At 36.6% G+C, this 20527-nt stretch carries 21 protein-coding genes and 1 pseudogene; 8 read left to right on the plus strand and 14 right to left on the minus strand.

The window, feature by feature from the left end; translation table 11 throughout:
* Positions 1 to 492: 492 nt before the first annotated feature.
* The 5 genes from J2S08_RS18935 to J2S08_RS18955 all read left to right on the plus strand — a co-directional run bounded on the left by J2S08_RS18935 (position 493) and on the right by J2S08_RS18955 (position 5283).
* Positions 493 to 1749 carry a M20/M25/M40 family metallo-hydrolase gene (locus J2S08_RS18935; protein WP_307232345.1) on the plus strand — a complete coding sequence of 419 codons (1257 nt, stop codon included), beginning with the start codon at positions 493 to 495 and terminating at the stop codon, positions 1747 to 1749.
* A 27-nt stretch (positions 1750 to 1776) separates the two neighbouring features.
* Positions 1777 to 2568, plus strand: coding sequence for a DUF3100 domain-containing protein (locus tag J2S08_RS18940; protein WP_307232347.1), 792 nt, complete (start codon positions 1777 to 1779; stop codon positions 2566 to 2568).
* The gene (locus J2S08_RS18945; protein WP_307232349.1) at positions 2565 to 3050 is read left to right on the plus strand and encodes a hypothetical protein; all 486 of its coding nucleotides are present in this window, start codon (positions 2565 to 2567) and stop codon (positions 3048 to 3050) included. The genes J2S08_RS18940 and J2S08_RS18945 overlap by 4 nt, the downstream gene beginning before the upstream one ends.
* 258 nt (positions 3051 to 3308) lie before the next feature.
* Positions 3309 to 4154, plus strand: coding sequence for a MerR family transcriptional regulator (locus J2S08_RS18950; RefSeq protein WP_307232351.1), 846 nt, complete (start codon positions 3309 to 3311; stop codon positions 4152 to 4154).
* Positions 4155 to 4248: 94 nt separating this feature from the next.
* A complete protein-coding gene (locus tag J2S08_RS18955; RefSeq protein ID WP_307232353.1) occupies positions 4249 to 5283 on the plus strand; it encodes an NAD(P)H-dependent amine dehydrogenase family protein in 1035 nt (344 codons plus the stop codon).
* Between the two features lie 310 nt (positions 5284 to 5593).
* Here the strand turns inward: J2S08_RS18955 and tnpB are convergent, their stop codons facing one another.
* Together tnpB and tnpA are read right to left on the minus strand one after the other, a co-directional pair.
* Positions 5594 to 6697 (minus strand): IS200/IS605 family element RNA-guided endonuclease TnpB, encoded by a 1104-nt coding sequence (gene tnpB / locus J2S08_RS18960; protein ID WP_307232355.1) that lies wholly within the window; start codon positions 6695 to 6697, stop codon positions 5594 to 5596.
* 6 nt (positions 6698 to 6703) lie between these two features.
* Positions 6704 to 7104, minus strand: a pseudogene (gene tnpA, locus J2S08_RS18965) (IS200/IS605 family transposase).
* A 288-nt stretch (positions 7105 to 7392) separates the two neighbouring features.
* Between tnpA and J2S08_RS18970 the strand changes: the two are divergent.
* Positions 7393 to 7476, plus strand: coding sequence for a putative holin-like toxin (locus J2S08_RS18970; RefSeq protein ID WP_307232439.1), 84 nt, complete (start codon positions 7393 to 7395; stop codon positions 7474 to 7476).
* A 746-nt stretch (positions 7477 to 8222) separates the two neighbouring features.
* Here J2S08_RS18970 and J2S08_RS18975 read toward each other — a convergent pair.
* The 11 genes from J2S08_RS18975 to J2S08_RS19025 form a co-directional block, all read right to left on the minus strand.
* Complete coding sequence (locus tag J2S08_RS18975; protein ID WP_307232357.1) at positions 8223 to 8864, minus strand: Bax inhibitor-1/YccA family protein; 642 nt, start codon at positions 8862 to 8864, stop codon at positions 8223 to 8225.
* Positions 8865 to 9079: 215 nt separating this feature from the next.
* The gene (locus tag J2S08_RS18980) at positions 9080 to 10081 is read right to left on the minus strand and encodes a DUF4003 family protein (protein WP_307232359.1); all 1002 of its coding nucleotides are present in this window, start codon (positions 10079 to 10081) and stop codon (positions 9080 to 9082) included.
* 100 nt (positions 10082 to 10181) lie between these two features.
* Positions 10182 to 11348 carry a GNAT family N-acetyltransferase gene (locus J2S08_RS18985; protein WP_307232361.1) on the minus strand — a complete coding sequence of 389 codons (1167 nt, stop codon included), beginning with the start codon at positions 11346 to 11348 and terminating at the stop codon, positions 10182 to 10184.
* A gap of 177 nt (positions 11349 to 11525) precedes the next feature.
* Positions 11526 to 12158: a YczE/YyaS/YitT family protein gene (locus J2S08_RS18990; RefSeq protein ID WP_307232363.1), complete on the minus strand. Its 633-nt coding sequence runs from the start codon at positions 12156 to 12158 to the stop codon at positions 11526 to 11528.
* 170 nt (positions 12159 to 12328) lie between these two features.
* Complete coding sequence (locus J2S08_RS18995; RefSeq protein WP_307232365.1) at positions 12329 to 12967, minus strand: copper homeostasis protein CutC; 639 nt, start codon at positions 12965 to 12967, stop codon at positions 12329 to 12331.
* Positions 12968 to 13038: 71 nt separating this feature from the next.
* A complete protein-coding gene (locus J2S08_RS19000) occupies positions 13039 to 13743 on the minus strand; it encodes an SIS domain-containing protein (RefSeq protein WP_307232367.1) in 705 nt (234 codons plus the stop codon).
* A 22-nt stretch (positions 13744 to 13765) separates the two neighbouring features.
* The gene (locus J2S08_RS19005) at positions 13766 to 14581 is read right to left on the minus strand and encodes a PTS system mannose/fructose/sorbose family transporter subunit IID (RefSeq protein ID WP_307232369.1); all 816 of its coding nucleotides are present in this window, start codon (positions 14579 to 14581) and stop codon (positions 13766 to 13768) included.
* Complete coding sequence (locus J2S08_RS19010) at positions 14556 to 15359, minus strand: PTS mannose/fructose/sorbose/N-acetylgalactosamine transporter subunit IIC (RefSeq protein WP_307232371.1); 804 nt, start codon at positions 15357 to 15359, stop codon at positions 14556 to 14558. The genes J2S08_RS19005 and J2S08_RS19010 overlap by 26 nt, the downstream gene beginning before the upstream one ends.
* 21 nt (positions 15360 to 15380) lie before the next feature.
* Entirely contained in the window at positions 15381 to 15869 is a 489-nt protein-coding gene (locus J2S08_RS19015) for a PTS system mannose/fructose/N-acetylgalactosamine-transporter subunit IIB (protein WP_307232373.1), read from the minus strand.
* Entirely contained in the window at positions 15866 to 16273 is a 408-nt protein-coding gene (locus J2S08_RS19020; protein WP_307232375.1) for a PTS sugar transporter subunit IIA, read from the minus strand. The genes J2S08_RS19015 and J2S08_RS19020 overlap by 4 nt, the downstream gene beginning before the upstream one ends.
* Positions 16274 to 16353: 80 nt before the next feature.
* Positions 16354 to 17097, minus strand: coding sequence for a GntR family transcriptional regulator (locus J2S08_RS19025; RefSeq protein ID WP_307232376.1), 744 nt, complete (start codon positions 17095 to 17097; stop codon positions 16354 to 16356).
* Positions 17098 to 17233: 136 nt separating this feature from the next.
* On the opposite strand from J2S08_RS19025, the gene J2S08_RS19030 reads away from it, so the two are divergent.
* Positions 17234 to 18394, plus strand: a complete 1161-nt coding sequence (locus J2S08_RS19030) for a MalY/PatB family protein (RefSeq protein WP_307232378.1) — start codon at positions 17234 to 17236, stop codon at positions 18392 to 18394.
* Positions 18395 to 18619: 225 nt separating this feature from the next.
* On the opposite strand, the gene J2S08_RS19035 is transcribed toward J2S08_RS19030, so the two are convergent.
* Positions 18620 to 19345, minus strand: a complete 726-nt coding sequence (locus J2S08_RS19035; protein WP_307232380.1) for an MOSC domain-containing protein — start codon at positions 19343 to 19345, stop codon at positions 18620 to 18622.
* Between the two features lie 214 nt (positions 19346 to 19559).
* Here J2S08_RS19035 and J2S08_RS19040 point away from each other — a divergent pair, with 214 nt between their 5' ends.
* A complete protein-coding gene (locus J2S08_RS19040; protein ID WP_307232382.1) occupies positions 19560 to 20453 on the plus strand; it encodes an Rpn family recombination-promoting nuclease/putative transposase in 894 nt (297 codons plus the stop codon).
* Positions 20454 to 20527 lie beyond the last annotated feature (74 nt).

Raw genomic sequence — 20527 nt, forward strand, 5'->3', positions numbered from 1 at the left:
CCATGTAGTTGGTATTTTCTCTAGGGGTAGGGACTACCCTTATAGCTTGGTAAATATAGATAGCTAACAAAAGTATCTAGTTCCCAAGAAGCTCCTACTTCAATCAGACGGCAAGGTCGATAAGTGGTGAGTAGTTCACACTGCCTCTTAACTATATTGTAAAAGAGTGTCGTTCAAACTGCCATCGTTTTACCTTTCATTTAGCTTACAGTATTGTAATAAAAGAGTATTTGTAATTATTTTTCATTAGCATACTTCATCATCTGTTTGGTATATTAAGCTAAAGAATTTAGCATTTTTATTAAAAATATTCGAATATTCATTGACTACTTAAAATCATTAAGATAATATAGCGAAAAAATGACTTTTTTAGTGTATACTAAGAAAGTCATTTTAGATATATACTTTTAAAGCTTCGAATTATCAGAGTAATCGATGTTTTTTTCCAGAAATACATATGTCCATTTTAAACATCAAGAAGGAGAGAAAAACATGTTATTTAAGCAACAATACGAGGAGATCAAAGCCCTCGGAAAAACGATTTTTGACAATCCAGAATTAGGCTATAAAGAATTTAAGACGAAACAAACGGTTGTCAATATGTTGAAAAAAGTAAATCCAGATATTAAGTTAGAGGAATTTAGCAGGACGGGTTTAAAAACTTCTCTAGGGGAAGGAAAAGCCTATACGGTTGCATTTATTGCCGAACTAGATGCAGTTTATGCTCCTACACACTGGTGCGCTGATAAAGATACAGGTGCTGCTCACAATTGCGGCCATTATACACAAGTCGCTATTGCATTAGCATTGTATAAGTACTTATTTGAATCAAAGGCGTATCAATCCTTCGACTATAATCTTACTTTTATTTTTATACCAGCTGAAGAATATTTAGATTTGGCATTTCGTGACGAATTAATCGCAAATAAAGAAATCTCTTACTATGGCGGCAAGCCAGAAGCGATGAAGTTAGGCATTTTTGATGATATTGATATCGGTATTTGCGTTCATGCTATCGGGGGAGAATTTGCCGAAAGAACGATCGAAGTCAATTGCGACCTTGCTGGATTCTTGTATAAAAAGTATACTTTCAAAGGCAAAGCGACACACGCTGGCTTTGACCCATTTTCTTCAAAAAATGCCTATAATATGTCTACACTGTTTAATGTTGCATTAGGCTTAAGTCGACAACAATTAAAAGACGTAGAAAAAGTGAGAATCAATCCGATCGTCATGAATTCTGATATGTCTACTAATGTCATCCCCAACCATATCACTGTTGGTTCAGATTTACGAACATTGACAGTTGATTATATGAAAGAAGTAGCGAAGAAAATGGACGATGCTGCGAAAGGAAGTGCCTACGCCCTACAAGGCGACGTGTCGATTCATACGCAAATGGGCTACTTGCCATTTGTACAAGATCGCTACTTATCCGAATTTGTCGTTCAAGCGTTTAACAAAAACGAAGAAATCCCTGTTATTTCAAATGGCAATGTCATTAGTGCAGCTGGTGACATCGGTGATCTAGCTTATATTTTACCGTGTATTCAGATTGGCTATAGTGGATTTACAGGTACGATCCACGGAGATGACTTTGTCGATATTGATCCTGCATTTATTTATGAAATTTTTCCAAGGTTTTTAGCACAAGTCTTTGAGGAAATGAATGGAAACATCGACAAAGCAAAATTATATAGAAGATCATACGAAGAATATGAAAAGCTAGTTTTATCCATCACAGAATAACATCTAGATTAGATAGGAGAAAATCGAATGAAGTTTCAATTCTTATATTTACTTGTCTTTTCACTAATTGTGATTACGATATCTGAATTAATTGGCTTCCAGAGCATTGCTTTAGGGGCCGTAAAGATTAGTATACTGCCATTAGTGTTTGCTATTATGATTACCATGATTTTAGGACTAACTATTTTTCGAAAAGGAATTCTAAAGAAAGTATACAGCAAAAGTAATATCCAGTTTTCAAACAAATATTTGCTTTTTATCATGCTGCCTTTAATGGCGAGATATGGCGCTGACGTTGCACCACATATTCGCGAAATATTAAGCATTGGCTGGGTCTTTTTAATCCAAGAAATTGGAAACTTAGGAACTGTATTAATAGGATTGCCAGCTGCGATTCTAATCGGATTAAGACGAGAAGCAATTGGAGCTACTTTAGGAATTGGGCGTGAAGGAGAATTAGCATATATATCGGAAAAATATACCCTTGATTCAGATGAAGGGCGTGGAGTGCTTTCATTATATATTATCGGAACATTATTCGGTGCTATTTTCTTTAGTATATTCGCTCCTTTATTACTAGATGTCGGCTTTCGCGTCGAGGCGTTGGCAATGGCTTCAGGCGTTGGGTCAGCAAGTATGATGACAGCTGCATCGTCGACTTTAGTGGCTAGAGTGCCGGAGCTTGAGAGCACCATTTTAGCTTACGCTTCTGCAAGCCAATTATTAACGAGCTTTTTAGGAACATTTACGATGGTATTTTTAGCAGTACCTTTACAGCGATTCATGTACAATCTATTGGTCAGAGGTGATAAACAATGAATCAAGGCTTAAATAAATATGTTAAATATAGCTTAGTTTTATTGCTAAGTATTAGCTTGATTTTATTTACACAAGAGATAAAGCTTATAAAAAACCCGGATTCAACACCTATCACTTTGACGACCATTTATGGATTGCTCATCTTGTGGCTCTTTTCGTTCATCGGCATTTTAATTTCAGATATCATGAAAAAAGTACCGATTAAAATCATTCAAAGCTTTCCAATCCTAGGCTGGGTTTCCGTAACCTCGCTTATATTCTGTCTTATTTCTGATACGTTTGTCCAAGCAATTCAAGCAGTAGATTTTCTATCAATCACGACTCCTATACTTACGTTTGCAGGAATTTCGGTTGCAGACCAACTTGTAGACCTAAGAAAAACTTCTTGGAAAATCGCGATTGTTGCCGTGTTCGTTTTTATGGGCACGTATTTAGGAAGTGCGATTCTTTCACAGATTGGGTTGTCTATCACTGGAAACTAAAGCAGCTCCCCTTTCTGTGGTCTAAAAATAACTTATTTAGCCTGAGTCGATATGATATGGACTCAGGCTTTTTTGTTGAATGGTTGCGTATAAAGATTACTCCTATTATATGTCTACTCAGATTATCTGTTTAATTCCACTTTTATTGGAAAGGTTTGCTGATTGAAAATACAAAGAAATCAATGTACAAAAAGTAAGAGACAATATTAAAATAAATGTACTGAGACTCGTAAACGAAATCAAAAGGAGAGGAATGGCTTGGAAAGAATTCCAGTTGGAAAAATGGCTGAATTAAATCAGATTTCTGTTCAGACACTGCGTTTCTATGAGAAAATCGGGCTCATTACTCCTGACTATATTGATCCTGATTCAAAATATCGCTACTATACGATCAAACAATGCGCCCGCCTTGATTTAATTAAATATTTGAAGTTTATGGGCTTTTCTTTAGATGAAATTAAAGCGTTTTTTTATCAGGAAGATATTCATGCAATTCCAAGTGTACTTCAGGAGCAAATTGACTTAATAGAGGAAAAAGTGAAAGAGCTCTCCCACATGAAAAGGACGCTTCAGGTTGCAAAATATAATTATGAAACATGTTTAAATATTCCTCAGCTTGGTAAAATTCAACTCGAACATATGAAAGAAAGGAAAATTTTTTGCTATGATGGCGAACGTGATATTTATGAAGATGATTTAGTAACATATGAATATATACTACGTAAGCTTCGCAAGCAAATGTTTGCCAATCAGTTCCCTCATTTCCATTATTGTAATGTTGGAACCATTACACGCCTTGAAACGATTCTTCAACAAGAGTTTACATCAACAGAGCTTTTTATTCTTATAGATCCTGGTTACGAAGGGACTGAAGGGATAGAAATACTTCCAGAGGAACAATATTTAACGATTTATTGTGACCAATTTTCTAACGAAAAAGCATATGCTTTTAAACTTTTAGAATATGCTGAACGCAATAACCTCACTATTATCGGCGATTATATTTGTGAAGTGCTTGTCGACCTCCCCCTTTTCAACGATCAAGAACGGAGAATGATGATGAGGCTGCAAATTCCAGTGAAAAAAAGTGAAAAGCACCCTTGACTCTATTGTTACTATAGACTTTATACTTTGTGTATAGAGCTCTATATGTTGGGGAAATACTATGTGAAATACTGAACAATGTGGAGGGATAAAGATGCTTGAAAAAATTCGTGTAATCCAATACGGTTGTGGAAAAATGGGAGAAGTCAGTCTACGCTACCTTTATGAAAAAGGCGCTGAAATTGTTGGGGCTATTGACTCTAACCCAGAAGTTGTCGGAAAAGACATTGGAGAAGTCGCTGGCTTAGGCGTTAAATTAAATATACCTGTTCGCTCAGACGCTGAAAAAGTGTTTCAAGAAACAGATGCACATGTTTGTCTTTTAATGACAAGAAGTCTAATGTCTGAAACAATGGAAGCTTTTGAACTTGCAGCCCGTTATGGAGTAAACGTACTTAGCACCTGTGAAGAAGCTTTTTACCCTTGGAATACATCCCCTGCGATTACAAATCGTCTTGACAAACTGGCTAAAGAAAATAACTGTACATTAGCCGGTACTGGATACCAAGACGTTTACTGGGGCAATTTAATTACAACGATTGCTGGTTCTACTCATAATATCGAACGTATCGAAGGAAAATCAAGCTATAATGTTGAACATTATGGAATCGCACTAGCAGAAGTACACGGTGCAGGTTTATCATTAGAGGAATTTGAAGAAAAAATTGCGAAAAACGATGACTTGCCATCCTTCATGACAAATGCAAATGAGTGGATGTGTTCACAATTTGGCTGGACAATTAAATCTCAAGGCCAAAAACTGATTCCGATGACACATGATAAAGACTTGTACTCAGAAACATTAGGAAAAACAATCCCTGCTGGCCATGCAACTGGAATGACAGCTGTTGTCACAACTGTTACGCAACAAGGACCAGTTATCGTTAGTGAATGTATCGGAAAAGTGTATGCTGAGGGCGAAGTGGACCGCAATGACTGGATCATCCGCGGTGAACCTGAAACAGTCGTAAACATTGCAAATCCTGCTACTGTTGAACTAACATGTGCTACTACAGTAAATCGTATCCCTGATGTCATAAACGCACCAGCAGGATACTATACAACTGAAAAAATGCCAACATCACGCTATCGAACATACCCACTTCATTTTTATGTAGATAAAAAATAAAGATAGATGGAGCCGCTGCCTTTGCAAAAGCAGTGCTCTTATAGCAGTAGAGTTTCTATTCTACTGATTATAACCTCCTTGAATACCTTTAAGACAAGCCCGAGCCATTCGGGCTTTTTTTTATGAATGAAGATTTTTCTTACACATAATTATTATCAAATCACGATGTTCGATTATGAGATAGTGGTATGTTTATCTGAACGTAGTGGGATTTGAACCTCTCACGACTAAAGTCATGAGATTCCTACGCTGAACGCTCTATCGAGCGAAGATAAGTAGGCTATCCCCGTAGTTCCTACGGTTAGTGCAATTATGCAGATAGTAGTCTTTTGCCTTCGGCAAGAATATTCCGACTTGCGTTTACATCTCTATCGTGATGTGTTCCACATTCTTGACAATCCCATTCTCGTAATTTGAGAAGCTTGACTTCCTTATTTTTGTATCCACAACTTGAGCAAAGTTGAGAAGAAGCGAATGTTTTTCCAACGACAATGACAGTACGACCATACCATTTAGCTTTATATTCAAGCATCGTCCTGAATTGATACCATGAAACTTCACTGATCGCTTTGGAAAGTTTATGATTTTGCATCATGTTGGATACCTGCAAGTCTTCAACTGCAATTATGTCGTGGTTTTTAACAATATGCGTTGAAATCTTTTGCAAATAGTCCGTTCGTGCATTTGTTATTTGTTCATGGATTCGAGCAACCTTAATACGTTGCTTTTCCCAATTGGAAGATCCTTTTATCTTTCTTGACAATGTTTGTTGTTCTCTTATCAGTTTACTCTCTAGTGAGCGCAAAAACTTTGGATTTTCAAACACTTCACCATTGGAGAGAACGGCAAAATCTTTGAGTCCAAGATCAATGCCTACTGATTCGTCTGTCTTCGGAAGTAGTTGTATCTCTACTTCTGCTAGTACAGAAACAAAGTATTTTCCAGAAGAATTACGTCTTACTGTGGCATTGATAATACGACCTTCTATTTCACGGCTTTTAGCAAAACGAACGAGTCCAAGCTTGGGAAGTTTGATTTCATTGTCTACAATGGCAATATTTCCATTTGTATGCTTTGTTGTATAAGATTGAACTTTGTTCTTCTTGCTTTTGAATCGTGGTGCATCATTTTGTTTTTTGAAGAATCGTGAGTACGCATCGGCAAGATTCTTTACTGACGACTGAATAGCGATACTATCTACTTCTTTTAACCATATATTTTCTTCTTTTAAAGATGGCAGTTTAGATGAGCATTCTTTATATGACAACCCTTTGCCTGTTTCTCCATATGTATCGTTCCACTTCGCCAAGAAGTGGTTAAATACGAATCGACTACAACCAATTGTTTTATTGATAAGTATTGCCTGTTCTCTAGTTGGATAGATACGGAACTTATAGGCTTTATTAGCTAGCATTGATTTTCACCTCACTTTTTGATTTTGAATGTATTGTCGTATCTGTGCTTCTGTTTGTTCGCTAACAGTTTCTACAAAGAAAGAAGGATCCAAAGATGCCCTCCCCATAGTTTCTTTTTTAACTGGGGAAACTCATTGAAAAGTAATCTGGCTGAAACACCTTTTAATGCTTTGATGATGCTTGAGATTGAATGCTGTGGCGTGCAATCAATTAAGAGAGGGAGAGGGTCACAATCACTTTCGATTTCCGAAATTGTAATACCGTTATCCATAGCAATTTGATGTAGCAATTCTCTTAATCGTGTATCTATGTTACCAATTAGCACTTTATGACGATACTTCACACACCATACAATATGATATTGAATGGAGTACACATATCCTCTACCATGTTTAACTTCTGACATGTCATCCACCTTAAATGTAGGATAACATATGTTGTAACGCTTCAAATGTCTCATACTTATGTAGATAATACTTTTCACACTTCAATGTTCCCTATATGGCGACAGCCTGCTTGAAAAAAAGGGGGAAACGTAAGGAAAAGTACAGTGTCTCTATTGTATGATTAAAACTAATATTCTGATTCGTTACAGTGTCCATAAAAATGCTATAATTGAACAACAATAGCATAATGGTTAGCTCAAGGGTGACGGCATCATCCCCATTTCTGATAGAGAGGGGGTGGTGCTATGATGACGGTGTACGAAAGCTTATCGCTTATGATTGCTTTTGGAGTGTTTGTTATAGCGCTGCTGTCATTTAATCAAAAAAAATAATCCACCCTTGAGTTAGCGGCTCAGGTGGATTATTTTCATCGAAGATGCCAGATCCCTTGAAGGGAACCAAGCTATTGTGATGACCATAGGTGTAGGATACCTATGGTCTTTTTTATATTTAGTATTTCTTATTTATATTATACTCTTTTTGCAGTGAAAAGAAAACATTCTTCATTTTTGGTATGCGTCAAGTTTTTCCCGTCATGGTGATAAAGCCAATACTTTCAGTATTCTATTTGGCGCAAAATCCATTACCGTGCTATCGCTTGGTGACCTCCGTTTTTTAGTATGGCTCTAAAGAGCCTAAAAAACGGAGGAAGATCGGGGGCTCTTAACCAATAGACCCATGGTAGTCGAATAGGCTTGATACAAGGAGATTGCACCTTGTGTTACAAAGAATATTGTCCAGATAAATAATCTTGTACAGCAGCTTACTTGAGTTCTTTAGAATATGGTTTCCGTGGCTGCTTCTTCAAGACCAGCTTCTCCATCTGCTTCGTATTTATATTTCCAACCTTTCATAGTTTCATGATGAATCTGAAACATAGAGGCCATTCATACATGGAATAATGCCCATCATGATAAAGCGTAAGAATCGCTAATTTTTCTTCTGCTGAATATTTACTTTGAGCCATAAAAATACTCCCCTTAGATAAAACAGATTTTTATCTGTCTACCTAATGGGGAGCATATCAGATATACCTCTCAATGGTTTTTATCATTTTAATAGCTATCCCTCACTTATCTTAATCTCTGCTTAGAATACCAATCATGCGCAGTAAGTTGATAAAGAGGTTTAGAAAATCAAGGTAAAGTGATAATGCTAGCATCGGAATCATATTTTCTGTAATTCCACGGTGTTTCATTTGGTTAAAATCATAAACAATGTACAAAGAAAAGACAATCGTCCCGATGACTGAAAAAGCAAGTAACCCGCTAGAATTTAGTGGGCTAAATAAGCTAAAGAGACTAACAAAGATTAAAGCCAATAGTGAAACAAATAGGATCGTACTTAAAAAGGATAGGTCTTTTTTTGTTTTAGACCCAACAAACCCCAGTACGACAAAGATTCCTAATGTAGAAGCAAAAGCCATGAGCACTACTTGTGCCCCAAACTGAGAAGCATAATTATTAACGATTGGATATGTTGTAATACCTGTGATAAAAGTAAAAGCATATACAAATGAATAGCCAACTGCTTTCTTCCTTCTTAACCAGAAAGCAGCAATAAGCATTCCTAATTCAAGGACAATGAGTGGGAGCATCATGACGGGGGGAATATATTGGCCGACATACAATCCTACTGTCGCTATGAATAATGATAGGATGAAAACTTGCAATACTTTCTGGAATAAAGTACGTTGATCGGTATGCATAACAACTTCCATAAAAAATACCTCCTTTGGTTAAATTAACAATATATCATAATTTACTGTTTTCTTCAAAATATATGCAATTTTTTTGATGGACATAACCATTTATCCTAAACTAGGGTTTAATCATCATAATATCGCTTCCAAAAATTGCAAAACTATGATCAGCCGCTGCCTCCATTTATTAGAAAAAGGAGGCAGTAGCGGAGGTAACATTTCTTTCCTTTCGACTATGAACTACTACTGCTAGAAGTATTAGCAGCTGCAACAGCTGATCCAGTGGCAACAATCATTGCTGTACGCTGTGCTTGTAGGATTACTTCAATCGCTGTCGTCAATCCAGTAGCTGCAATGGCAGGATCATGCAGTTTCTCTTGGACAATGAGCGGGATTGCAACAACCAAGTTCATTTCTTTATACCACTTAAATTGTTTGGAAGCATTTAATGCATCATACATGGCAGTAACATCAGAAATGAGATGATCCGGTGATTCGATCAAAGCCAAGATGCCAAGCGCTGCATAATGCAAGCCTCTTATTTTGATATCTTGAGAACGAAGTGCATCATGCCATTGCATCGTCCGATTGACAAGCAATTCCCTATTGTTTATTCCGCCACACGTTAAAATATGAGATAAAAGCTGCAAGTTATTCCCTTTTCGGAATACATGACTGCTAAGTTTTTTATAATAATATGCTATCTCATCCATGATTGCATCTACATCTCGATCAGATTGTGCCAGCATAACAGCAAGTGGATAATCATCATATGATGTGACGAAGAAGTGTTTTCTTCTCATTTCGTCGTAAATGGTTTTAGCACGCCTTGCTTGTTTCTTTACATCTGTGCCGTTCGTCCAGTTGGATAGCACGGAAGCTGCAGCAAAATACGTAAAAATACTACGGCTAAACCCAGCTTCCAATAAATCTTGATAGCTCGCTATTAGCTTGTCAAACATTTTTAGCGGATCCTCGTCATGATTTGTAAGCAAAGACAAAGCGATTGTATACCTTAATGAAGATCGCAAGTTAGAAAAAAAGCCAGAACGGCGCTTGATTTCTTCCGCAAGCTCCACCAATTGATGTACATCTAATTGCCGATCCGCAGTTGTTAATTGGGAGGCCATCAGCATCAACGTCCGCTTATCTACCTTCCATTTCAATTGTTGTTGAAGTGCTTCATAATAACGCAAGAACAGTTCTTTCTTTTTCTCATATTCGGTAGAAAGCATGGTGAAAAACTCCCTTCTATTGATTGAGAAATAATGTACTTCTTTTTACGGATCAGCATGTAAAAAAGTTTCATTCTTACATAATAGTGACGGCAATCTATTAGAAAAAATCTATTAAATAGGTTCCTTTTTGCAAGGAATCTGGCAGCAACTGCTGCAACAACTCAAGGTGAGCTTCATTTCCTTCTATTTTTCCTACTTCGTAAAGAAAAGCAGGCGTCTGATAGCCAATGAGCAGCGCCGTAAGCGTCTGAATCGACAAGCTCAGACCTTCTCCTTCACCAAGAGATGCTCCCTCTTTGAAAGTCGTTTTTCCATTTGCAATCGTCAATACTCCTTGATTCCATGAAGCTGTCTCATCACATATGTGTATATGTAATGCTTGTTCCTTAGCAGCAAATGGATAGTCGGCTGCGAACAGAGCAACATCGACAATTCTTCCCATGCCAAATACATTTTCCTCTTGTTTCATTTCAGGGTAGTGAGAAAGAAACGGAAGTTGATCAGATTGCTGTTGATGATAAATGATCACTTTTTTTATCATCGAATCATGCTGACAAATGAAATTCCATAGCCCTTTTCTCGCTTCGTAGTCAAGAACAATCCACTCATCTACACACATTTCCTTCTTTTCTACTTTATAAATCATGTAACCCCTTGGAGATCCTTGTTCATTATAGTAAAGCGCAGCCTGATATCCTTTCCCAACCGTCTTCTCCCAGCGATCCTTTGACCGTTTCAACATGCCATTCGACGCTGTTCCAAATTGCTCATAAATCTCTTGAATATCTTCTATAAACGTTTCCTTTTGCAGCCTCTTGACATGTCCATTCGTCTCTTTCAAAAAAGTCAATTGATGATGTTCGATTTCATATTTTTTTAGCGTATTCATTACTTCCCAGCCAAACTTGCGATAAAAAGATACTTTAAAAGGATGCAAAAAACTAATTGATTCACCATTTGAACGCATTTCTTCCAATGCTTTTGTAAGCAGACTTTTTACACTGCCGCCTCTTCTTTCCTCTGGCCATGTGGCAACGCCAGCAATGCCTCCCATTTTCCACTGCCTGCCAGCTATCCATACGTTAAAATGCAGGATATTCAGCTTTGAAAGCAGGCGTTCTCCAGCAAATATTCCCCATACATCTGCGTTATCAAAATTTTTTTTAGCATTTTTCAACTCTTCCTCTGATAACGTATACTGAAACGCATATTGCGATAATTCCACACTTTTCAGAAAATCGTCTGTCGTTAATTTTCGCAGCATAATAGTCTCCTTTTCAACGTTTTTTATATCATCTATTCTATTAGATATTCTCCTACACGTATAGACAAAAGAAAAAAGCTTTAAGAAAAGCTATGAATCTACATGTTGTAAATCCACTACTTTTCTTTAAACTTCTTTGAAAATTACATTGTGTTGTGTGATCATTCTTACATGATACTATACGTTTAAAAAATAATTTTTTAAAAGCGGCTCGACAACTAGGTTGCGGGAAAAGTGTACTAGAGGTCCCGTGCATAGAGCCATTGCAAGTGTCCCAATTCCAATCGTCCCTCCAAAAATAAAAGCAACTAAAAGGCAACATAAATCGGTTGCAATTCTTGCTAATTTAAATGAAATCTTATGATTCGTTTGTTCCTCGATGATAAAACTAATGACATCATAAGGAGCCATACCTAGATCAGCTTCTAAATATAATGAAATGGCTAGACCGATTAGAACAATCGCTGCACTTAATAATATGAATCGTACACTACCATTGAGTTGTATGAGATTCATTCGATCAAACACTTCTATAAAAAAATCAGATAAGAATCCGACACACGTCATATTTACTACAGTTCCTATCCCAATGGCTGATCGCATATATGTAAAAACAAAAGGAAACATCATCACGTTAACAATTAAAAGGAATAACCCAAAAGAAATACCTAATGTTTCGCTTAAAGCTAAATTCATGCATGTAAAAGGATCTGTACCTAATAAGGATAATCTTAACAAACTGACACTAAATCCTAATATTCCAATCCCAACGATCATTACAACTAGTCTCTTTATAAATTGTGGTTTCATATCATTCTCTATGTTCTTTCATTAAAATTTTCTTCCATTACTTCTTTATACTAAATCGACATAAACGAGATCCAAGGATATAAAAGAAGAAATAAACTTTTCGGAGAGGCGTTTATTTCTTCTTTAGTCTTTATTCATCTGTAACCAAATTCAGTAACCTTTATTGCATCTTACCAATCAATGACTCTTGTACCATGCACTTCTTTGGCACCTGTTTGCTTTACAATGTAGTCAAGATTATTTGCCGTAATTCCTCCACCCGGCAATATGATAATTTTATTAGCTGCATACTCAATATATTCTCTCCACTGCCAAAGAACCTCTTCAACAGTTTGTCTACCATGACCACCATGTGTTAAAATACGTGTTACTCCTTTTTTTGCCAACCAATCTATTGCATCGAAACGCTCCGAAACTAATAGTTCATCAAATGCCATATGAAAAGTTACTTCCAACCCTTCTGCTACATCTAATAATCTACTAATCGTGACTTTATCCAGTTTTCTCTCTTTTGTTATGCATCCAAAGACGACACCATCAACACCTAACTTACGGAACATATAGATATCATCCAACATGATCGTTACTTCCTCGTCGTTGTAGCAAAAGTCTCCCTTCCGAGGTCGCACCATTGCCATCACTTTCATTTGCGTCCCTTTACAAAGCGCCATCACATGTTTTGCCACTCCGTAACTTACTGTTGTACCGCCTTCGGCAAGATTATCACATAATTCGATCCTCTTGACACCATGCTTGATTAACTTAGACACATCTGATGCATTCTCCACACAAACCTCTTTTAAAACCATTTACTTAAGTTCCTCCTTTAAACAAGAAGCTCCCAAATACCTTACGATTCAAGAGAGATGACGCGAATAACCTACATATGGAAAATACGATCTGCGAATTTATTTTCAATTTCTACATTGTACTCCATACCGCCGTCAATATTTGCACTACGATACACAGGAGGTGTATACCCTTTCTCAACCATAATAGAAACAGCTTCAAATATTGTCTGTTGCAGCAAACATACAGCCGCTAAAGATGAAGTGCCGCATACTTTTGTTTCAAGGTTAGGAACAGACAAGGCAGCATCACCAAATACCGAATGATTATCGAGCACTACATCCGCATATTCATACAATAATTTCCCTGATGAGTGCCTAGAAGAAGAAGCTTTTGAAGCATCTAAAGCTGTCACCACAATCAATTTATTCCCATGAGCTTTTACCCATTCTGCAAGTTCAATTCCCATCGGATTTCGACCTGAATTAGAGATAATAAAGAAAACATCATTTTCCTTAATTTGTAATTTATGAGTCAAAATTGTTCCTACACCTTCAAGTGATTCATATATACCGCCTGCTGGATCTAAGATAACCTTTGAAGGAATTAATCCTCCCGCACGGCCACTAATTTCAATCGCAGCCGCATAGGAATGCCCACTACCGAATGCCTGTGTTATTCCACCATTCATGATGCCTTCAGCAACTATTTCGGCTGCCTTTCTAATATTAGTTGCTTCTTCTTTCTCAATAATGTCGATTAATTCCTTTGCTTTATCAATAAATGCTAATCCCATCTTAAAACGCCTCCTCGTATTTTTAACCTAATATTTTGAGATTGTAGAAAACAATTCCTAATACCATTACAAATAAAATTGCCTTTGTTGAAGTCATTTTTTTATGCCCAAGTAGTCCATAAACTAAAGCTACTAATAATACAGGAATTAACGATGGCATAATTTGATCTATCATTTCTTGCATTTTCAATGTGACTTCCCCTGATTTATAGACATATGCCACTTTTGCATTAACCACCGTTGGTATTAGTGCTCCTACAACGGTTATCCCAAGCAAGACAGCAGCATCGGTTAACGCGTTAAGTCTGTCGGCAAATTCTGTTACTAATTTAGCTCCCTGCTTATATCCAAGTGGCAACAAAGTGAAACGCAAGCCAATAATTAAAAGGTTAACCAACATCCACATCATTACGCCCGTAGGATTTCCTTTTAATGCCATGTATGAAGCGATCGAACCAAAAACAGTCGGAACAATAACCCCAAAAATAGTATCCCCTACTCCAGCAAAAGGCCCCATTAATCCTGTTTTTAAGCCTGTTATTACTTCTTTTGCTTCCTTTTTTTCTCTTTCTTCAATAGCCATATCCATGCCTAGGATTAAGCCACCCACCATTGGATTGGTATTGAAAAACTGATTATGCACACCCATCATTTCTTTTAGGTCATTGCCTTTATACAACTTCTGTAGCGTTGGTAAAATACTATACAAATAACCTGTCGACATCATCCGTTCATAATTCCAACAAATCTGACTGCATAACAACCAGCGAATATTCGCAGCCATTAAATCACGCTTATTAATCATATTAGCTTCAGTCTTCATATTCGCCATCTTCATTCTCTCCTCCATCCATCGTTATATTGCTTCCCGCCATTACAGGTACAGCTTTTATACTCTGTTTAAAATAGATAATAGCAAGTGCCACACCTATTAAAGCAACACCTAGCATTGGAACATTTAGATAAGCTGCTGCTACAAATCCAATAATTAAATATGCAACAAATTTGTTAGTAGGAAGGTAGCGAAGTAGAATAGCAATCCCGACTACTGGCAAAATGCCACCAGCAACTTTAAGACCGCCCATTAACCAATCAGGCATTTCATTTACAATAAAATTAACCACACTTTTCCCAAAAATCAACATAATAAAGACTGGAATAGCACGAGATAGCCCCCAAGGCAAAGCACCTAGTAAAATGTTGCGTTTTACACCGCGAATATTTCCCATTTCAATATTTTTATCTACTCGATGTAAGAAGAATGTATTTGTAAATCTTGCAAGAACATCGAGCTGTACCATCAATAAGCCCACCGGAACAGCAATTCCAATCGCAAACTCTGCATTTTGATTTGATATTGCCGCAAATGCAGTTCCTACAATCGCCCCTGTGGTAAAATCTGGTATGGAAGCCCCTCCATAAGTACCTACTCCTAATACCATTAGTTGTAATGTAGCTCCAATCGCTAAACCGAGTGTAACATCTCCCATAATGGCTCCAGTTACTGTCCCAATAATGACTGGATATTGACAACCAATATTCAATGATAGCGAGTCAATAATCGAATAGAAAGCTAATAAAACCAACAATACAATTTGCCAGACAGCTAAATCCATCGTGCTCCCTCCTTATTATTCTTATATTTCAATCAATTTCGAAAAATCAACAATATCATCGCTCGGGACCATTTGCGCATTAAGCTTCACACCGTTGTTTTTTAAGAAAAGGAAGTCCTCCACATCTTTCTCTGTTACACCAATAGATTTTCTAATTTGCTTCGAACCCTGCTTCGCGGACATATTCCCGACATTCACTGAATCGATTTCTACACCGTTCTTCACTAAGCCAACTAACGCAGAAGGAGATTTTACAATTAGAAATACTCGTTGATCTTGATATTTACCGTTTAGAATGTTTTTAGCGGCACCTTCTACTGTTAAAATACTTAATTTCATCCCTGCTGGTACAGCTGTTTTTAATGCCATCTTTTCAAGATCACTTTTAACTACAGCATTATCAACAATCATAATACGGCTTGCTTTCACTGTATTTACCCACATCGTTGCTACTTGGCCGTGAATTAACCGTTCATCTATTCTAATGTGTTTAATTCCATATGCCTTCATTCTTCTTCCTCCCCTTCTTCACTAAGTTCCACGTCACTCCATTTTGGCGCTTGAACTAGCTGAACTGCATTTTTTGATTCTAGGATGATCGAATCTATATTCTCCCCTAAACTAGCCATTATTAGCATGCTTAACGACAGCCCTGCAATAACTTGGATATCTTCCGTTTGCGCTAAGATTAACGCGGCGTTGCAAGGTGTCCCTCCAACAATATCAACCATAATGATTATGTTCTCTTCTTCACAATCTTCTATAGCTGATTTGTATGCAGAGACAACATCTTCAATCCCCATTTCTTCTGTAAAAGCAATCGCAGTGATATGTTCGGTTTGTCCAGTGATCATTTGGCAACTTTTCTTAGCCTCTATAGCATAGTTTCCATGGGCAGCAATGATATATCTCATAATTGGCCTCCAATCGTCATGATAAAAATGAGAAATAATAATGGCTGTTTAGGGCATCCCCCCTTTCAAAGAGACTTTCGTTATTGTTTCTTTTTCTCAATCTCAATAAAGTAGCGATCATGGCAAATAAAACTCTCGATATATTCATAAGGCTTGTCTTCCGGTACAAAAGTGATTCTTTCAATTTTATACACTGGCTTTGATGCGTCTATTTGCAACAATTCAATGATTTCTTCGTCTTTAACTGGGAACTCGATTTTAATTCTTTCTTTCATTGCCTCATCCAATATATTGATCCCGTATAATTCTTTGATTGCATGAGATAGAGAAGCAAAAAATTCTTTGTTCGAGAAATCTACATTCATCAAATTGCTTTTTGCAATATAGTTGTTTTGGATTGCCCAAGGAATATCGTCGATCAAACGCAATCTTTTGAAATGAACAATACGATTTTTTGGCTTTAACTTCAATTTCTTCGCAATACGAGCATCTTCTATTTCCTGGATAGAAATGACTTTCGTTAATTCATTGCTAATGTCTCTTAAATTATTGAACTTTTTTTCCCGAGGAATATTGGAAAATTCATTAAAAATGACTTCTTTATTCATGATTGATTTACTGACATATGTTCCTTTTCCCTGATACCTTGTTAATACTCCTTCCCGAACCAATTCGTGCAAAGCTCTAACAACAGTTGTATTGCTGACATTATATTTTTCCTTTAGCTCCCCTTCTGAATATATTTTTTCTCCTGGCTTAAAATAGCCCGCATTTATCAATGCTTTTAAATCATCGATAATTTGCTTATATTTTGGTACTGCCATCTTTACACTCCTAATTAGGTTTATTTCAAAAAATATGATATATTATTACAAGATAACTGGTTAACGCGTTAAGTTACAATTTGATAATACCATCGTGTCATTCATATTGCAAGTGTTTTCAAAGGAGGAATTTTAAATGTTAAATTTTGACGATATTCCACATCGTAACAATACTTTTTCTGAAAAATGGGATTTACGGAAAGAAGTTTTTGGCACTGAAGAAGTAGTACCGTTGTGGGTAGCGGATATGGATTTTCGTTGCGCAGATGAAATCTTAGCTGCTATCACCGAAAGAACAAAACAAGGAGTGTTAGGTTATACTTACCCTCCAGCTGAGTTATTTCATGCTATCCAATACTGGCAAGAAACTAGAAATCAGTGGCAAATAGAAAAAGAAAACTTGATCGTAAATAATACCGTTATTTCATCACTTAATGCCCTATTAAGAGTCCTGTCTCAAAAAGAAGATTATATTATGATGTGCACACCTGTGTATTTTCCTTTTTTCCACACTGTAAATAAACTGAACCGAAAAAATCTTTTTTCAAAACTAGTATTATCCAATAACAACTATACTATGGACTGGGAAGATATTGAACAGAAAATGCAGCAGTATCAGCCAAAAGTATTTTTGTTGTGTAATCCACATAATCCTAGTGGCCGTGTTTGGAAAAAAGAGGAGTTAGCAAAACTTGCCCAACTATGTCAACAATACAATGTAGATATCATTTCTGATGATATTCATAGCGATATTCTCTTTCAAAAAGGAAGCTATACCCCAGCAGCAGTAGCCTATCCGGAATATCGCAATCATATTCATACTCTTTCAGCTCCAACAAAAGCATTTAACTTTGCAGGTTTAAAGTCTTCTTTTGCAATTATTTTCAATGAAAAAATAAGACAAGATTTTCAACTGAAGCAACAAGAGTTAGGCTATCATAAACTTAATATTTTTGCCATTGAAGCAACGATTGCAGCTTATCAGCATTGTGAATATTGGCTTGATCGTTTAAATCTTTATTTAAAAGATCATTATGCATGGGTTATGTCCGAGATGAAAGGCACCAGCTTAGAATTGATTCAATCCGATAGTACATTTTTAATATGGGTCAAATATGCAAACTCTGCATGTTCTGAACAAGATATTTTCAACAACTTCATTAAACATGGACTAGGTGTACAAATGGGATCACAATTTGGACCAGGCGGCGAAGGATTCTTTCGTGTCAATATTGGAACTGGCAGACCGTTATTAAAACAACCTATCCAAACTTTAAAGAAACTTTTCTCTTATTGACACGTAAACACATGAAAACCTGGTACTAATGTTTGATTTAGCAGCTAATATTAGTACTAGGTTTTCAAACATTTTTACCTTGTCAGTTTGAATAGATGATCTGATAACCTTTTGCAGCCCTCCCATTGAACCTTTTTTGCGTTATCAAAATGGTTTTCAACTCTTCCTCTGATAACATATACTGAAACGCATATTGCGATACTATCGTTCATTTTTTTTAATCATCTATTCTATTAAATACACCTTATCCCCTGCTCGTATCGTTCCTGTTTTAACAACGGAGGCATAGACGCCAAAATGGTTTTTTCTTTCCTGAACAACCGTTTTTAATAAGGCGGGATCACGTTTTGCATCTTCTGGATCTACTGTAATAATCATGCAGCGCTCACAGTGTCTTTTGACGTAAAGTTCTACCTCTTCGCCGATTTTCAGTCGTTTCCCAAACCATGTTTCCTCTATAAAAGGGATTTTTTCATTTAACGAAAAAAGCAAATTTGGCCGGAAGCGACGATAATCAACGTCGTTGCCCCACAATTCCTTTAACTTTTGAATAGAAGCATCTGTGACAAATTGAATATGCTCCTCCTCGATAGCACCTAATGGAACTGCTGTTGGCGTATATTGCGTACGCGATACTTTCCGTTTTGCTAGTTGTTCCATCTCACGAATCAATGCTTCATCATCCCAATTAAGCAGTTTTCCGTCTGGTGTCATTACCTCTACTTTCGGATATGCTGCTAATGATTCTATCCCGTTAAACCTTGCTTTGTAACGTACCATCTCTGGGGCCTGTGTAATCGTTAAAAACTTTCCCCGCCTTTTTTCATCTAAAAACGCATGACTGCGGTCGCCATATAGACCGTAGCTCATGACAGTTGTTTCCTGCACCTTTTCCCCTGAAAATGATTTGACAGGATGACGAGTAATTTCTTCCAAATATCCAACGAACATTGAAACTTCCTCCTTCTCATTTATTTTACTATATTTAGTCATTTAGTAGATGGATTTATTGCTCCATATTTTTGAATTTGTCAACAATTCAATCGCTAACAGGGATGCATCTAACTTGATTGAACTAAACTCCATGTTATAATAGAGTTAATGTTCTGTTATTTTAGTTAACTTTTTATGTAAATTCAATAAAATGAAAAGGAGATAGTACTCATTGACAAAACACCCTCAACGATCCCACGACTCTTTGTTTAAAGAATTGATTTCATCTTTTTTAGAAGAGTTTGTCCTCGCTTTTTTCCCAGAAGTGTATGAAGAAATTGACTTCCGCAAAACAACTTTGCTCCCGACCGAGCATATTACGGATATGATCGATGGAAATGTATATCGGGTTGACCTTCTCTTTAAGACCACTTTAAAATATGAAGACGCCTTCATCATTATCCACATTGAGCCTCAATCATCCTATAAAAAAGGATTCCAAGAAAGAATGTTCCGGTATTTTAGCCTGCTTTATGAAAAACATCGAAAACACGTGATTCCAATTGCCATTTTCAGTTATAATAAGATGAAAAAAGAAGAAACAACATTCTCCATCAAATTCCCGTTTCTATCCGTCTTACATTTTGAATTTTTAGCTTTACAATTACGCAGAGAAAATTGGCGCAGCTACCTCAAACAACCAAACCCAGTTACAGCAGCACTTCTTTCAAAAATGGGCTACAAGCATAAAGAAAAAGTCGAAGTAAAAAAAGGATTTTTGCGAATGTTGGTTAAACTACAAATAACAGAAGCACAAACAAGGCTCGTCACCCGTTTCTTTGAATCTTATTTAATTTTAAACAGTGAAGAAGAAAAAAAATTACTAAAGGAAATTCCTTTATTAGAAAAAAAGGAGGCAAAAAAAATCATGGAGTTAACTACTTCTTGGGAACGGAAAGGAATGGAAAAAGGCAAGTTGCAAGGAAAAATGGAAGGGAGACTAGAGGGCAAGTTAGAAGAGAAAAGAAACTTGGCCAAAAAACTATTAATTGATGGTTTTCCTCTTACTAAAGTTGCTGAACTGACGGAATTATCTGAAGAACAAATGACCGAAATCACAAAATAGACCCCCTACTTTCGTTGAACTTCAAACATATCATTAGCTAAAAATGATATTGACTCACATCATTTTACATTTTC

Source organism: Bacillus chungangensis (assembly GCF_030812995.1).
In the GTDB taxonomy this organism is placed as follows: Bacteria; Bacillota; Bacilli; order Bacillales; family Bacillaceae_C; genus Bacillus_CF; species Bacillus_CF chungangensis.

Excerpts from the sequence above, each read along its gene's own strand:
- tnpB (WP_307232355.1), bottom strand. The coding sequence starts at position 6,697 with ATGCTAGCTAATAAAGCCTATAAGTTCCGTATCTATCCAACTAGAGAA.
- J2S08_RS18955 (WP_307232353.1), top strand. The coding sequence starts at position 4,249 with ATGCTTGAAAAAATTCGTGTAATCCAATACGGTTGTGGAAAAATGGGA.
- J2S08_RS19025 (WP_307232376.1), bottom strand. The coding sequence starts at position 17,097 with ATGGCAGTACCAAAATATAAGCAAATTATCGATGATTTAAAAGCATTG.
- J2S08_RS18980 (WP_307232359.1), bottom strand. The coding sequence starts at position 10,081 with ATGCTTTCTACCGAATATGAGAAAAAGAAAGAACTGTTCTTGCGTTAT.
- J2S08_RS19035 (WP_307232380.1), bottom strand. The coding sequence starts at position 19,345 with ATGTTCGTTGGATATTTGGAAGAAATTACTCGTCATCCTGTCAAATCA.
- J2S08_RS18975 (WP_307232357.1), bottom strand. The coding sequence starts at position 8,864 with ATGGAAGTTGTTATGCATACCGATCAACGTACTTTATTCCAGAAAGTA.
- J2S08_RS18945 (WP_307232349.1), top strand. The coding sequence starts at position 2,565 with ATGAATCAAGGCTTAAATAAATATGTTAAATATAGCTTAGTTTTATTG.
- J2S08_RS18995 (WP_307232365.1), bottom strand. The coding sequence starts at position 12,967 with ATGGTTTTAAAAGAGGTTTGTGTGGAGAATGCATCAGATGTGTCTAAG.
- J2S08_RS18985 (WP_307232361.1), bottom strand. The coding sequence starts at position 11,348 with ATGCTGCGAAAATTAACGACAGACGATTTTCTGAAAAGTGTGGAATTA.
- J2S08_RS19030 (WP_307232378.1), top strand. The coding sequence starts at position 17,234 with ATGTTAAATTTTGACGATATTCCACATCGTAACAATACTTTTTCTGAA.
- J2S08_RS19010 (WP_307232371.1), bottom strand. The coding sequence starts at position 15,359 with ATGGATTTAGCTGTCTGGCAAATTGTATTGTTGGTTTTATTAGCTTTC.
- J2S08_RS18990 (WP_307232363.1), bottom strand. The coding sequence starts at position 12,158 with ATGAAACCACAATTTATAAAGAGACTAGTTGTAATGATCGTTGGGATT.
- J2S08_RS18940 (WP_307232347.1), top strand. The coding sequence starts at position 1,777 with ATGAAGTTTCAATTCTTATATTTACTTGTCTTTTCACTAATTGTGATT.
- J2S08_RS19015 (WP_307232373.1), bottom strand. The coding sequence starts at position 15,869 with ATGAAGGCATATGGAATTAAACACATTAGAATAGATGAACGGTTAATT.
- J2S08_RS18935 (WP_307232345.1), top strand. The coding sequence starts at position 493 with ATGTTATTTAAGCAACAATACGAGGAGATCAAAGCCCTCGGAAAAACG.
- J2S08_RS19005 (WP_307232369.1), bottom strand. The coding sequence starts at position 14,581 with ATGAAGATGGCGAATATGAAGACTGAAGCTAATATGATTAATAAGCGT.
- J2S08_RS19000 (WP_307232367.1), bottom strand. The coding sequence starts at position 13,743 with ATGGGATTAGCATTTATTGATAAAGCAAAGGAATTAATCGACATTATT.
- J2S08_RS18970 (WP_307232439.1), top strand. The coding sequence starts at position 7,393 with ATGACGGTGTACGAAAGCTTATCGCTTATGATTGCTTTTGGAGTGTTT.
- J2S08_RS19020 (WP_307232375.1), bottom strand. The coding sequence starts at position 16,273 with ATGAGATATATCATTGCTGCCCATGGAAACTATGCTATAGAGGCTAAG.